The sequence below is a fragment of the Kitasatospora sp. NBC_00458 genome, assembly GCF_036013975.1.
Taxonomy (GTDB): domain Bacteria; phylum Actinomycetota; class Actinomycetes; order Streptomycetales; family Streptomycetaceae; genus Kitasatospora.
Genome location: NZ_CP107904.1, coordinates 4,500,911 through 4,513,770, shown reverse-complemented (window position 1 = coordinate 4,513,770; position 12,860 = coordinate 4,500,911). Strand labels below are relative to the sequence as shown.

General features: G+C 75.3%; 10 protein-coding genes. 7 read left to right on the top strand and 3 right to left on the bottom strand.

Features of this window, described 5'->3' with window-relative positions:
* Window positions 1–5 precede the first annotated feature (5 nt).
* Both OG550_RS18550 and OG550_RS18545 read left to right on the top strand, forming a co-directional pair.
* Window positions 6–1,238, top strand: a complete 1,233-nt coding sequence (locus OG550_RS18550) for a M64 family metallopeptidase (RefSeq protein WP_327678971.1) — start codon at window positions 6–8, stop codon at window positions 1,236–1,238.
* Window positions 1,239–1,403: 165 nt separating this feature from the next.
* Complete coding sequence (locus tag OG550_RS18545) at window positions 1,404–2,813, top strand: MFS transporter (protein WP_327678969.1); 1,410 nt, start codon at window positions 1,404–1,406, stop codon at window positions 2,811–2,813.
* A gap of 99 nt (window positions 2,814–2,912) precedes the next feature.
* On the opposite strand, the gene OG550_RS18540 is transcribed toward OG550_RS18545, so the two are convergent.
* Both OG550_RS18540 and OG550_RS18535 read right to left on the bottom strand, forming a co-directional pair.
* Entirely contained in the window at window positions 2,913–3,752 is an 840-nt protein-coding gene (locus tag OG550_RS18540) for a BRO-N domain-containing protein (RefSeq protein WP_327678967.1), read from the bottom strand.
* Between the two features lie 147 nt (window positions 3,753–3,899).
* The gene (locus OG550_RS18535; protein WP_327678965.1) at window positions 3,900–4,721 is read right to left on the bottom strand and encodes a maleylpyruvate isomerase family mycothiol-dependent enzyme; all 822 of its coding nucleotides are present in this window, start codon (window positions 4,719–4,721) and stop codon (window positions 3,900–3,902) included.
* 171 nt (window positions 4,722–4,892) lie between these two features.
* Here OG550_RS18535 and OG550_RS18530 point away from each other — a divergent pair, with 171 nt between their 5' ends.
* The 3 genes from OG550_RS18530 (at window position 4,893) to OG550_RS18520 (ending at window position 7,788) form a co-directional block, all read left to right on the top strand.
* Window positions 4,893–5,690 carry a carbon-nitrogen family hydrolase gene (locus OG550_RS18530; RefSeq protein ID WP_327678963.1) on the top strand — a complete coding sequence of 266 codons (798 nt, stop codon included), beginning with the start codon at window positions 4,893–4,895 and terminating at the stop codon, window positions 5,688–5,690.
* Between the two features lie 178 nt (window positions 5,691–5,868).
* Entirely contained in the window at window positions 5,869–7,020 is a 1,152-nt protein-coding gene (locus OG550_RS18525; protein ID WP_327678961.1) for a GntR family transcriptional regulator, read from the top strand.
* A gap of 120 nt (window positions 7,021–7,140) precedes the next feature.
* Entirely contained in the window at window positions 7,141–7,788 is a 648-nt protein-coding gene (locus OG550_RS18520) for a hypothetical protein (protein ID WP_327678959.1), read from the top strand.
* A 217-nt stretch (window positions 7,789–8,005) separates the two neighbouring features.
* On the opposite strand, the gene OG550_RS18515 is transcribed toward OG550_RS18520, so the two are convergent.
* Window positions 8,006–8,791, bottom strand: a complete 786-nt coding sequence (locus OG550_RS18515; RefSeq protein WP_327678958.1) for an SLATT domain-containing protein — start codon at window positions 8,789–8,791, stop codon at window positions 8,006–8,008.
* Between the two features lie 461 nt (window positions 8,792–9,252).
* Here OG550_RS18515 and purD point away from each other — a divergent pair, with 461 nt between their 5' ends.
* Together purD and OG550_RS18505 are read left to right on the top strand one after the other, a co-directional pair.
* A complete protein-coding gene (gene purD, locus OG550_RS18510; protein WP_327678956.1) occupies window positions 9,253–10,500 on the top strand; it encodes a phosphoribosylamine--glycine ligase in 1,248 nt (415 codons plus the stop codon).
* Window positions 10,501–11,155: 655 nt separating this feature from the next.
* A complete protein-coding gene (locus OG550_RS18505; RefSeq protein ID WP_327678954.1) occupies window positions 11,156–12,727 on the top strand; it encodes a hypothetical protein in 1,572 nt (523 codons plus the stop codon).
* The last annotated feature ends 133 nt before the right edge of the window (window positions 12,728–12,860 follow it).

Here is a 12,860-nt window from a genome sequence, read left to right as displayed (position 1 = left end):
CCCGTATGCCGCCTGGCAACCCTGGCAGGATCGTCCGGAGTCTGGCCGCGCTCGTGCTGGTGTCCACCGCGGTGCTCCCGGCCGCGCTGGAACTCGTCGGCCCCTCACCGTTCGGGGTGATCGGGCCCGGCGCCCCCGCAGACCGGGCGGTACCGCCGCACACCGCGCTCCGGGCCGACGCGCGCGCCGCCGGCACCGCGCCGACCGTCGACATACGGCGGACCGGCGACCCCGCCAACCGGATCACCCTCGTCCTGCTCGGCGACGGCTACACCACGGAGGAACAGGAGCTGTTCCGCGAACAGGCCGACCGGGCCTGGCACGCGCTGATGGAGATCGAGCCGTTCCGCAGCTACCAGGGGTACTTCAACATAAGGCGGGTCGAGGTCGTCTCCCCGGTCTCCGGCATCGCCGAGACCGAGAACCGGGGCCGCCGGGCCGAGACCCCGCTCGGCATGCACTTCTGGTGCGAGGGCACCGCCCGGCTGCTCTGCGCCGACGAGGACGCCACCGCCCGCCTCGCCGGCCGGGGCGACGGCCCGCAGTACCTGATCGCGCTCGCCAACTCCGGCGAGTACGGCGGCGCCGGCGGCACCGGGGTGACCACGCTGGCCGGCGGCAGCCCGGACGCGGGCCGGATCATCCAGCACGAGATAGGGCACACCGTCGGCGACCTCGGCGACGAGTACGACAGCGCGCCGGACGACGCCGACTACCCCAACCTCTCCGCCGAGAACGCCGACGAGATGCGCCGCAAGCAGGTCAAGTGGTGGCGCTGGCTCGGCGCCGAGTCCCCGGACGGCGCCGGCACGATCGGGGCGTACCGCAGCGCCAACGGCGTCTACCGGCCCACGCCGGACTCGGTGATGCGGACCCTCGGCGGCGCGTACAACCTGCCCTCGCGGGAGGCGATCATCGAGGAGATCTACCGCCGGATCCGGCCGACGGACGCCCCGGTGCCGCCTCCCGGCGACGTCACCGGCCGGCCCCGGCTGGACGTCAGGCCGCTGCCGCTGACCGGGACCAGGCAGCTGCGGGTCGACTGGACGGTGGACGGCGTGGCGGTGGAGCCGCAGTCGCCCGACCGCAGCTGGTTCGACACGGCGCCGCTCGCGCTGGAACCCGGGCACAGCGCCACCGTCACCGCCACCGTCCGGGACACCACCGACTGGGTCCGCGACGAGGCCTTCCGGGACCGGTACATGACCCGGTCGGTCTCCTGGACGGTGGTCGGGTGAGGGCGGCCGGGCGGGTGTGACGGCCGCCGCCGCAGGGTGGCGCGGTGCCGGGCGGGCGGCGGGCGGGAGGGCCGGACGGGAGTGGCCGGATCAGGATGGTTCGTGCCCGTCCTCGATCACCCCGGTCTGGGCGTCCAATGATGGGATGACTACGCTGGGCCCACTATGACCGTGGAGCCCGCCAGTTCAGCCCGCCCCCTGCCAACCGCCGCTCCCCGCGCCACCGCCGCCGCGTCCGCGCCCCCGGTCGCAGCAGCGGCCCCGGCCGTACCCGCGACCGCGCTCCCGGCCGCCTCCGCCGCCCACCCGCCGGGCGGCCGGGCCGCCTGGCTGGCCTGGTCCATCGGCGTCAGCGTCTACGTCCTCGCCGTCATCCACCGCACCAGCCTCGGCGTGGCCGGACTGGACGCCGCCGACCGCTTCGGCATCGGCGCCTCCGCGCTCTCCACCTTCTCGATCCTCCAGGTGCTGGTCTACGCGGCCATGCAGATACCCGTCGGCCTGCTGGTCGACCGGTTCGGACCGCGCCGGGTGCTGCTGCTCGGCGTCCTGCTGCTCAGCACCGGACAGCTCGCCTTCGCCTTCTCCGACGCCTTCGCCCCCGCACTCGCCTCCCGCGCGGTGCTGGGCTGCGGCGACGCGATGACCTTCATCAGCGTGCTGCGGATCGCCGCCCGCTGGTTCCCGGCCGCCAAGAACCCGTTCGTCGCCCAGCTGACCGGCCTCGCCGGGATGGGCGGCAACCTCGTCACCACCGTGGTCCTCGCCCAGGCCCTGCACAGCCGGGGCTGGACGCCCACCTTCACCGCCATCGCCCTGCTCGGCATCGCGGTCTTCGCGCTGGTCGCGCTCTTCCTCCGGGAGGCGCCGGGCACCGCCGGGCCGACGGCTGTTCCCGCTGCGCCGGCCGGGTCCGCCGGGATCCGGCCAGGCGTCCGGCGGCAGGTCCGGGAGGCCTGGCAGGAGCCGGGCACCCGGCTCGGGCTCTGGATCCACTTCACCACCCAGTTCCCCGGCAACGCCTTCGGCCTGCTCTGGGGCCTGCCCTACCTGGTCGAGGCGCAGGGCATGTCCCGCGCCGAGGCCGGCGGCCTGCTCACCGTGCTGGTGCTCGCCAACATGAGCTTCGCCTTCCTCTTCGGCCGGCTGCTCTCCCGCACCGCCCGGGCCCGGCTGCCGATCGTCTTCACCGCCATCGGTGCCACCGCCGTCCTCTGGGCCGCCGTCCTCGCCTGGCCCGGCGGCCACCCGCCGCTCTGGCTGCTGGTCGCGGTCATCCTGGTGATGGGCACCAACGGACCGGCCTCCCTGGTCGGTCTCGACTACGCCCGCGCCCGCAACCCCGTCGAACGCCTCGGCACCGCCTCCGGCATCGTCAACATGGGCGGTTTCATCGGCACGATGATCACGCTCCTCGGCATCGGCGTCCTGCTGGACACCCTCAGCCCCGCCGGCGCCGACACCTACTCCGCGACGGCCTTCCGCTGGGCGTTCTGCTGGCAGTACGTGCCCCTCGCGGTCGGCACGCTGATGATCCTGCGCCTCCGCCGGAAGCTGGCGACAGCGGCGGCGTAGGGTTTCCGACCTGCGGAAACGCGATTGGCCCAGCCATGGGCAAGGGTATTCGGGCGCTACTCCCGACTGGGCCGGGGCAGCACCCGAATGCCGGTCGGGTCACTGCCCGTGTTCGCGCATCAGCTCGGCTATCTGCGAGGGTGAGCCGTGGACGCGGTTGATCCGGCCGCGGTCGACCTCCGCGTACATGAGTCCCTGATCAGGCTGCGGTGCGATGACGGGCTCCGTCCGGACCGGGCCCCGCAGGCGGATCAGGTCCGCCAGCCCCAGCCTCGGACAGCCCGGGACCACCCGGCTGCCCCGGATACCGACCCGCTCCCCTCCGGGGCAGGCGAAGTGCGCGCCGAAGGGCGGCCCGCTGTCGTCCTCGGCGCCGGGCAGGCGGAGGAGCATCTCCCCGTGCCGGCAGTGGACCGTACCGTCCGAGCGGACGACCAGTCCCGGCCAGTCCTCGTGCTCGATCTCGGCGACCACGTACACCTGCCGCCCGATCGCCTCGCCCAGGGTCTCCGCCATCCGCCGCTGCTGCGCGGGGACGTCGGTGTCCCCCCGGCGGACGGAGGGGAGCAGGTCTTCGGCGACCCAGGCTCGGAACGAACGGGCCGAACTCTTGTCGGACCTCATGAGAAGCCCGTAGAGCCCGGCCTCACTGACGACTCCGATGAGCGGATTTCCTTGCCTGTAGGGTTTCTGACCTGCGGAAATGCGGTAACCCTTGTTCCGAACAAGGGTTACCGTCCGCAGGTCGATGGTTCGGTGCTGGTGCGGTTCCAGCACCTTCACGGCATCGCTCGGATTGCCCCGTCCGAGGATCCGGCACACGTCCGCCGTGACGAACCACGGCTCTCCGTCGATCATCACGACCCTGACCGGCTGTCCCGTGACCGGGAAGCTCGACCGCACCAGCACCATCCCGGTCCCCGCCTGTTCGTCGTCCATCCGGACGCCCTCCTTCTTCCGGTTGTCGGTTGACCGGAACAACGAGGCCGAACGCACGCGGTACTGGTGCCAAGGTGACGGACGGGAGCACGAGGCGCGCGGGCCCGGCGCACACGGTGCGTGTACGCCGGGCGGGTGACGGCGGGACTACGGGGTGACGGCGAAGTTGGCGAGGACGCGGTCGGCGAGCTCCTTGTCGCCCTCGACGGCGACCGGGCCGGGGCGGCCGCGGCCGCAGGCGAGGCGGACGTAGGTCTCCCAGTCGAGGGTGAGCTGCACGTCCGGGGCCAGGCTGATGGACTCGTCGACGCTGCCGCGGCCGGCGGAGTCGACCCGCACGGTGCGGAGGAACTCGACGCGGCCGGTGACGTCGACGACCAGGGCGGTGCCGGCCGGGGCGCCCGCCTGGTGGGCGACCGCCGTCGGCAGGGCCTCCAGCAGGACGTCGCGGGCGATCAGCGCGGCGGGGGAGTCCAGGTCGCCGGGCAGGCCGAGGGCGCGCCGGAGGTCCTGCTCGTGCACCCAGACGTCGAAGGCCCGCAGGCGGAGCAGCTCGTGGTACGGCACCTCGCCGCGGTGCGGGCCGCCCGGCCGGCGGACCCGCTCGGTGGGGGTCTGCCTGGCGTTCCGCAGCGCGCGGGAGCGGCGGATGATCGTGTACTCCAGCTCGCTGGTCATCTCCAGCGCGGTGTGGCAGCGGCGCTTGTCGACCGGCAGTTCGATGTAGCGGGCGTACTCGGTGGTGACGTGGCGGAGGTCACGGGGGAGCGAGTGGATCGGACGGGGGTCGCCGAGCAGCTCGGACTCGACGGCGATGACGTGCGAGACGATGTCGCGGACGGACCAGCCGGGGCATTCGGTGGCCCGGTTCCAGGATCCCTCCGGCAGCGGGCTCACCAGCTCGGATATCGCCTCGATGGACTGCGTCCACGCGTCGGTGTACGCCTGCACGGTCTGGTTGTCCGTCACGGGAATCTCCGGCCCTCCGTCAGCTGCCTTGCCACGCGCGCCCAGGGTTCGGGTGGCCGGGAAGGTCCGGCTTCCGGGCGCACACGCTAACCGCACGTTACGCTGCCCGGTGAGAGCAGGGCAGCGCTTTCGGGTGACGATCGTAGGACTCTTGCCGTGGACGGTGGTACTGTGCGCGCTTCATTGATCCAACTCGCGGTGACCGACGCCGAGCCGCCCGCCGAGCGGCGGGCCCGCGCGGCCGCGCTGGTCCGGGCCCAGCAGGGGGCCGACCTGGTCGTCCTGCCGGAGCTGTGGCCGCTCGGCGGCTTCGCCTACGACCTCTGGTCGGACGGCGCGGAGGCCCTGGACGGGCCGACCTCGGACGCGATGGCGGCGGCCGCGAAGGCGGCCGGTGTCTGGCTGCACGCCGGTTCGATCGTCGAGCGCGATCCGGACGGGCCGATCTACAACACCTCGCTGCTGTTCGCCCCGGACGGCGAGCTGGTGCACACCTACCGCAAGATCCACCGCTTCGGCTTCGACAGCGGCGAGGCGGTGGTGATGGGGGCCGGTCAGGAGATCGTCACCGCGGCGACGGACGTCGGCACGCTGGGCCTGGCGACCTGCTACGACCTGCGCTTCCCGGAGCTGTTCCGGGCGCTGCTGGACGCGGGTGCGCAGCTGCTGGTGATCCCGGCGGCGTGGCCGGCCCGGCGGCGGGAGCACTGGACGCTGCTGAACCGGGCCCGTGCGGTGGAGGAGCAGACGTTCGTGCTGGCCTGCAACACGGCGGGGACGCACGGCGGGGTCGAGCAGGCGGGCCACAGCATCGTGGTGGACCCGTGGGGCCGGGTGCTGGCCGAGGCGGGGGCGGGGGAGGAGGTGCTGACCGTGGAGTTCGACCCGGCGGAGGTCGCCGAGGCGCGCGCCGAGTTCCCGGTGCACCGGGACCGGCTGCTCGGGATCCCGGCGCCCGTCCAGCGGTAGGACCGGCCTCCCGGCCCCTTTCCGGGGGCCGGGGGCGCGTACGGGGCGCGCCCGGCGTATGGGGGGCTTGTACACGTCGGTGTCCTTTTTGAGAAGATGAGCCTTCGTCGTGTTACCAGCTGTTCCACCGCCGGTCTGTCCCCGTCAGGCCGTCCAGCCCGCCGAGGAGGTCGCGCGCGTGTTCGGCACCGGCCCAGGCGACGCCCGCACCGTGATCCAGCGGAACAGCCTGCGCGAGCAGATCGCCGGTGCGCTCCGCGAGGAGATGATGGCCGGTCGGCTGGAGGCCGGGCGCAACTTCACCGTCAAGGAGATCGCCGAGCTGTACGGGGTCTCCGCCACCCCGGCCAGGGAGGCGCTGGTCGACCTGTCCGCGCAGGGGCTGCTCCGGGCCGAGCACCACCGCGGCTTCACGGTGCCCGAGTTCGGCTGGGCCGACTTCCTGGAGATCTTCGAGTCCCGGGTGCTGATCACCGACAGCTACTTCCGCCAGCTGGCCGCGCGCCCCGGCCCGGTGGACGAGAGCCGGCTGCCCTCGCTGCGCCGCCGGGCGGACGCGGCGGTGCGGGCGGCCAGGGCCGGGAACCTGGACGTGATGGTGGGGTGCGACCGCCGGTTCTGGCAGGAGGTCTCCGGGCTGCTCGGCAACCGCCGGATCGCCGACTACCTGGACTGGCTGCGGGTGCAGTCCTGGATGTTCGCCGCGCCGCACCTGCGGGCGACGTCCGAGCTGGCCGGGGTCTGCTGGGACAGCCACGTCGAGCTGGTGGACGCGATCGAGGCCCGGGACCTGGCGGGCGCGCACCGGATCGTCTGCGAGTACAACCTCTTCACCGTCCGGCTGCTGGCCGGGCTGACCGGGCAGCCGGTCGAGTCGGTGGGCGTGCTGGCCCTGCTGGCCGGGCGGCCGAGGGAGGTCGGGGACGGCCCGCCGGACGGCCGCGCGCCCGGTGCCGCCGGTCCCGGCGGGGACCCGCCCGTCGGCGTCGGCGCGGGCCTCCCGGGGGCCCCGGACGGGCCCGGGGGCGCCGTACCGGCGGAGCTCCCGCCCGGCGGCGGGGCGGGGCCGGACGGGGTGGCGCACGACGGCGCCGCGGCCCGTCCGGGCGAGGCGGTCCGCGGCGCCGGCCCGTCCCGGCCGGCCGGCGGCGCCCGGAGCCGGGAGCACGAGCTGGGCCGGGAGCTGGGCCGCGAACTCGGCCTGGGCCTCGGCCTGGTGCCGCAGCCCCGCTCCGTTCCGTACGTCCGCTTCGGCCGCCGGCTGCCCGAACCGCCGCCCGGCCAGCTGCCGGAGGGGCGGCCAGGTCCGCATCGCGCGCCGGGCCGGTAGGGTGGGCGGTCGTTCGCCCCGGCCGGTCCCCGTACCGACCGCCCGGGTGGCGACCCGCCCTTCCGCCGTCCGCCGCCCCGCGCGGTCGGCTCCCGACGCCCGGAGAGGAAGAGCCGGCCCATGGCCTGCGACCTCTGGCTCGTCCCGCTGGTGGACGTGCTGAGCCACAGTCCCGACAACCCCTTCCGGGACGACCTCGCGCTCTACAACCACGTGCTGGCCTCGTACGGCCTGCCCGAGGTGCCGGTGTACCAGTACGTGCCCGGTCTCAGCGGAGCGGTCGAGCCGATAGCCGCCTTCGACTACGACTCGCTGCACTTCCTGCGCCGGGCCTACCTGCTGGGCCTGACCGGTCTGGACATCACGCCGGTCGACGAGCTCGGCGGCGACTACGAGCAGCTGCTGGAGATGTTCGAGAGCAGCGCCGAGCAGTCGCACCTGGTCTGGCACTTCGACCACGCAGGCGCGTACGTGCCGATCGAGTTCGCCGTCCCGCTGGTGGACGAGGCGCTGCTCGCCTCCGGGGGCCCGCTCGGCTCCAGCCACGGGCTGCTGCGGGAGCTCCAGGCCGTCGCCCCGGCGCTGGGCATCGACCCGCTCGACCCGCCGGCCCCGACCCGGCCGCTCGGCCCGACCGGCCTGGAGCAGCCGTTCGGCCCGCCGCTGGACGACCTGCACCCGTTCGCCCGGGAACGGCACGCCTGGGCGGGCCTGTACGCGGCGGCGGCCCGCAGCCTGCACCAGGGCTCGATGATCGTCTTCGCCTGACGGGACGCTGCGGGGGCGCCCGCCGGCCTCCCGGTCGCGGCGCGCGGCCGTGGCCCGCGGCGGACCCGTGGCGCCCTTCGGCGGAGCCCGCCCGGCCCGCCGGTCCGTGGAGCCGCCGGAGCCCGGGGAACTGCCCCCCGGAGCCCGTCAGGTCCCGTCGGTCAGGTCCCGTCCGGTCCCGCCCGCCGGACCCGCGGCCGACCGGCCCACGGGTCCGTCACCGCAGCGGGCCCTCCGGCGGGCGCTGGCGCGGCATGGTCGGCCGGGTGCCCGGCGGCGGCAGCACCCGTACCTGGGCGCCGATGCCCGGCTCGGTGCGCCCGCCCCAGCTGCCGGCGGCCTGGGTGGGGAGCTGGGTCATCCCGGCCCGGAACTCCAGCATCCACTCCGAGGTCTCGGTGCGGACCATGTCCGAGATGTCCTCGCAGAACCGCCGCAGCACGCCGAGGCAGCGCTCGGCGGCCTCGCCCGCGGTGCCCTCGGTCGGACCGAGCACCTCCCGCACGCACTCCGACGCCCAGTCGAACTGGAAGGCCTCCAGGCGGCGCTGCAGCGCCTGGGCGGTGGACACGTCCCGCATCCAGCCGGAGGTCAGGCCGAACACCCGGTCGGCCCCGTAGCAGGCGGCGGCCAGCGACAGCCCGACGTACCCCCAGCTGGTGGCGTGCGCGACCGACCCGGTCAGGTCGACCAGCGGGGCGGTCACCCCGCCGATCGCGAACCCGGCCGTGCCGAACCGCAGCACCCGGGCCCAACGGCGCTTCCAGACGCGGTCCTTGCGGTACCACTCGATCGCCTCGACCGCCCGCTCCTCGGACCAGCGGTAGAGCTCCTCCAGCCGCTCGGCGGGCTCGCCCCAGTCCCCGAGGGGGAACTGGCGGGTGCTCAGATCGGACCGGCGGCGCGTGGAGGCGTGGCGCGCGACGGTCGCGGTCGGCGGGTCCTCCTCGCCGATCTCCTTGCCCCAGGCACTCTCCTCGGGCTGCATTTCCGGCTGGCTCACCTGTGGGGCTCCCTGTGGCGGGCGGACTGCTGGGTCTGACTGTGTGCCGCCTGACGTGTCATCGGCCTGACGGCCGGTGGAACACCGGGCGACGCGTCGGACACGGGTCGGTCCGGGGCGGGATCGGGTGCCCCGGAGCGGCGGTACCGGCCGGCTGCCGGTGGTGGTCCAACAGCACTTCTTACCGCCAAATGGCTGACCGTGTGGGCGCTTCGCCAATGATCGTTACCGGATTCGGCCACCTGATACCGAGGTGGGAGGGTTGCGGCGGGCGGCGAGATTTCACCCGTCCGAGCGAGGCGCCGGTGACCCGCTGTCCTGACCCGGACACCCCGGGCTCATGACCGGGGCCGGATCCTGGAGGATCCTCCGAGGCCGTGCGTGTACCGGCACCCTCCGGTCGTGCCTTCGGACGGGACCGGAGAGCGGCCCGAACCGGCCACCGGCTACCCTTGCGCAGCGTGAAGGTCCTCGTCATCGGCGGCGGCGCCCGCGAACACGCCCTGTGCCGCTCTCTGTCCCAAGATCCCGCCGTGACCGAGCTGCACTGTGCCCCGGGCAACGCCGGGATCGCGCAGGTGGCGACGGTCCACCCGGTCGACCAGCTGGACGGCGCGCAGGTCGCGGCGCTCGCCCGGCGGCTCGGCTCCGACCTGGTCGTGGTCGGCCCGGAGGCCCCGCTCGTCGCGGGCGTCTCCGACGCCGTGCGCGCGGCCGGCATCCCGGTCTTCGGCCCGTCCGCGGAGGCCGCCCGACTGGAGGGCTCCAAGGCCTTCGCCAAGGACGTGATGGCCGGCGCCGGCGTGCCCACCGCCCGCTCCTACGTCTGCACCACCGCGGAGGAGGCGGCCGAGGCGCTGGACGCCTTCGGCGCGCCCTACGTGGTGAAGGACGACGGCCTGGCCGCCGGCAAGGGCGTCGTGGTCACCTCCGACCGCGAGGCCGCGCTGGTCCACGCCGCCGCCTGCGAGCGGGTGGTCATCGAGGAGTACCTGGACGGCCCCGAGGTCTCGCTCTTCGCGATCACCGACGGCACCACCGTCGTGCCGCTCCAGCCGGCGCAGGACTTCAAGCGCGCGCTGGACGGTGACGAGGGTCCCAACACCGGCGGCATGGGTGCCTACTCGCCGCTGCCGTGGGCCCCCGAGGGCCTGGTCGAGGAGGTCCTGGAGACCGTCCTGCAGCCGACCGTGGACGAGCTGCGCCGCCGGGGCACCCCGTTCTCCGGCCTGCTCTACGCCGGCCTGGCGCTGACCTCGCGCGGCACCCGGGTGATCGAGTTCAACGCCCGCTTCGGCGACCCGGAGACCCAGGTCGTGCTGGCCCGGCTCCGCACCCCGCTGGCGGACGTCCTGCACGCCTCGGCCACCGGCACGCTGGACCAGCTGGAGCCGCTGCGCTGGGACGAGGGCGCCGCGGTCACCGTGGTGATCGCCTCCGAGGGCTACCCGGAGGCGCCGCGCACCGGCGACCCGATCGAGGGCCTGGCCGAGGCGGAGGCCGCCGACGGCACCGCGTACGTGCTGCACGCGGGGACCAGGCTGGACGAGGACGGCCGCGTGCTCAGCGCGGGCGGCCGGGTCCTGTCCGTCACCGCCACCGGTACCGGCCTCGCCGAGGCGCGGGACCGGGCGTACCGGGCGCTCGACCGGATCTCGCTCAAGGGCGGTCAGCACCGGACCGACATCGCGCTGAAGGCCGCGGGCTGACGCCTTCCCCCCTCCGCACCCCCCTGGGCCCCCGGCGAGCGACCGCCGGGGGCCCAGGCGTTCCCCGGTCCCGGCGGGTCCCGGCGGGACGGCGGGGGACAGGGGGAGGTGCGCCTCCGGGGGAGGCCGGAAGGCCGGGGGAAGGGCCGCCGGACAACCCCCATGGCCGCAGCACCGACCGGCGTTTCGGGGGTGGGAGGGGCCGGAGTGGTTCCGGTGGCCGGCGCACCGTTCGGCGGCCGGAATCCAGCCCATCGAGTGACAGCGGCCGCATCCGGCTGACGCAACCGGGCGCCCGGCCTTATGGTGCGCTGGATCGCAGCGCCCGGGCCGCACCGCTCCTGGTCGCCGCCGGGTAGCGGTGGTCGCGCGGGGAGATGCTGGACGGCGTCCGGCCGGGTCGAGGCCCGGGGCGCTTCGCACGACGCCCGGGTGACGCCGTCCGGAATCCGGACTGCGTCACCGGGACGAGTGGAAACCGGGAGGATCCGGAACACCCACCCGGACACGGGCGTCGAGAATGTCAGAAGCGCCACGCAGCATGCACTACCGGGGATCGGACGTCACCGTGCCCCGGTCGGAACTGATCGTTTCGAGTCGGCTCGGGCTCCCGTTCACGGGGCACCCGAGGACTCCGAAGGGGGTGCCGCACCGTATGGCCGTTGTCGACACCGCGCGCGCTCACGCCCAGGCCGTCCTGCGGATCCGAGGTCTCGCCCTGGCGGCCGCCGCGCTGCCCGCCGCCGTCGCGGCGGTGCTGCTCGCGGGCCGGTTCACCGGCCGGCTAGGCGCCCCCGGGTCCCCGGACGCCGCCGGCTGGGACGCCGCCCGCTGGGTGCTCTGCGCGGTCGCCGCGCTCACCCTGCTGGTGGCCGGGCTGGCCGCCCGGACCTACCGCAGGGCCGTGCCGCCGCAGATCCCTGCCGTCCCGCTCGACCGGAGGCAGGCGCCCGAGCTGTACCGGCTGATCGACGAGCTGGCCGACCGGCTGGAGGTCCCCGCGCCCTCCGCCATCGCGCTCACCCCGGACTGCGACAGCTGGCTGGAGGACGTCCGGACGCCCCGCCCGGGCGGCCGCCGGTCCCGCCGGGCCGGCCACGAGCAGCCCGCGCCGGTCCTGGTGATCGGCTCGCCGTTCCTCTGGTGGATGCGGGCCGGCGAGCTGCGCGCCCTGCTGGCCCCGGTGGTGGCCGGCACCTCGCCCGCCGCCGACCCCGAGATCGCCGCCGCCCGCCGCTTCCTGCGCGCCCTGGACGCCAGCCTGGACACCGCTCCGGCCTCCGGCCCGGCCTGCGCCCCGGTGCCGGACGGCCCCCGCCCGGCCCGCCGCGGCCCGGCCGCGCTCACCGACCGGATCACCCGCCGACTGCTCGGCGCCTGCCGCGGCCACGCCGCCGAGCTGGAGCGGGCCGTCGCCGGCTGGGCCTCCGAGCAGGCCCGCGGCGTCGACTACGGCCTGCGGATCGCCGCCCAGGAGCAGGTCGGCCTCGCCTACGCGGGCTGGGACCGGCTGCTCACCCGGGTCGCCCTGCCCGCCTGGCGGCTCGGCCGGCACCCCGCCCACCTCAACGCGGGCGTGGTCGCCGCACTCACCGAGCTGTCCCGGCGCGACCGGCTGGCCGACGGCTACGGCAGCAGGCTCGGCGACCGGCCCGCCTGCGACCTGCTGGAGGAGCCGGGCACGGTGGACGCGGCGGTCTCCCGGCTCGCCGCCGAGCTGTTCTTCGGCCGGCCCGCCTCCGGTGCCTGGCGCGAGCTGGAGTGGGCCGACTACCCGGCCGACGTGGTGGACGCCGGCTGGCGCGCCCGGGCCGCCGACCTGCAGTCCGCGCTGGACCGGCTCGCCCCGCAGGCCCGTCCCGGCGCCCCGACGCTGACCCGGCTGCTGGTCCGGCTCGCGGAGGGCGACGGCGAGCGGCTGGCCGCCGCGCTGACCGCCCAGCTGGCCCGCACGGCCGCCCCCGCACCGCTGCTCGAACCCGTCCGCAGCGGGCGGGACGTGCTGGTCGACCACGTCACCGCGATGGTCTGCTGCGCCTCCGTGGACACCGCCGGGGCCGTGCCCGGACTGGACTGGCTGGACGGTCCGGTGCTGCAGCTCGGCGGGGTCCGCCGCACCGACCTGGCCGAGCCGGTCGCGCAGGCCGTCGAGCAGGGCCAGGACGGTCCGCTGCGGGCCTGGCTGGACGCCGCGGGCGTCCGGCTGGAGAAGCCCGTCCGGCTCTGAGGCCGGGACCCGGGGGCGCGTGCCCCCGGGGTGAGCGCCCCCGGCCCGGTCGGCCGCCCCGGGTCTTCGCAGGCCGGAGGCCCTCCGGCGGCCGGCCGGGAGATTCATCACCACTAGTTGCTACCGTAGGGTG

Coding starts and splice junctions, on each gene's coding strand:
- OG550_RS18505 (WP_327678954.1), top strand. CDS start 11,156: ATGGCCGTTGTCGACACCGCGCGCGCTCACGCCCAGGCCGTCCTGCGG.
- OG550_RS18540 (WP_327678967.1), bottom strand. CDS start 3,752: ATGGACGACGAACAGGCGGGGACCGGGATGGTGCTGGTGCGGTCGAGC.
- OG550_RS18550 (WP_327678971.1), top strand. CDS start 6: ATGCCGCCTGGCAACCCTGGCAGGATCGTCCGGAGTCTGGCCGCGCTC.
- OG550_RS18545 (WP_327678969.1), top strand. CDS start 1,404: ATGACCGTGGAGCCCGCCAGTTCAGCCCGCCCCCTGCCAACCGCCGCT.
- OG550_RS18520 (WP_327678959.1), top strand. CDS start 7,141: ATGGCCTGCGACCTCTGGCTCGTCCCGCTGGTGGACGTGCTGAGCCAC.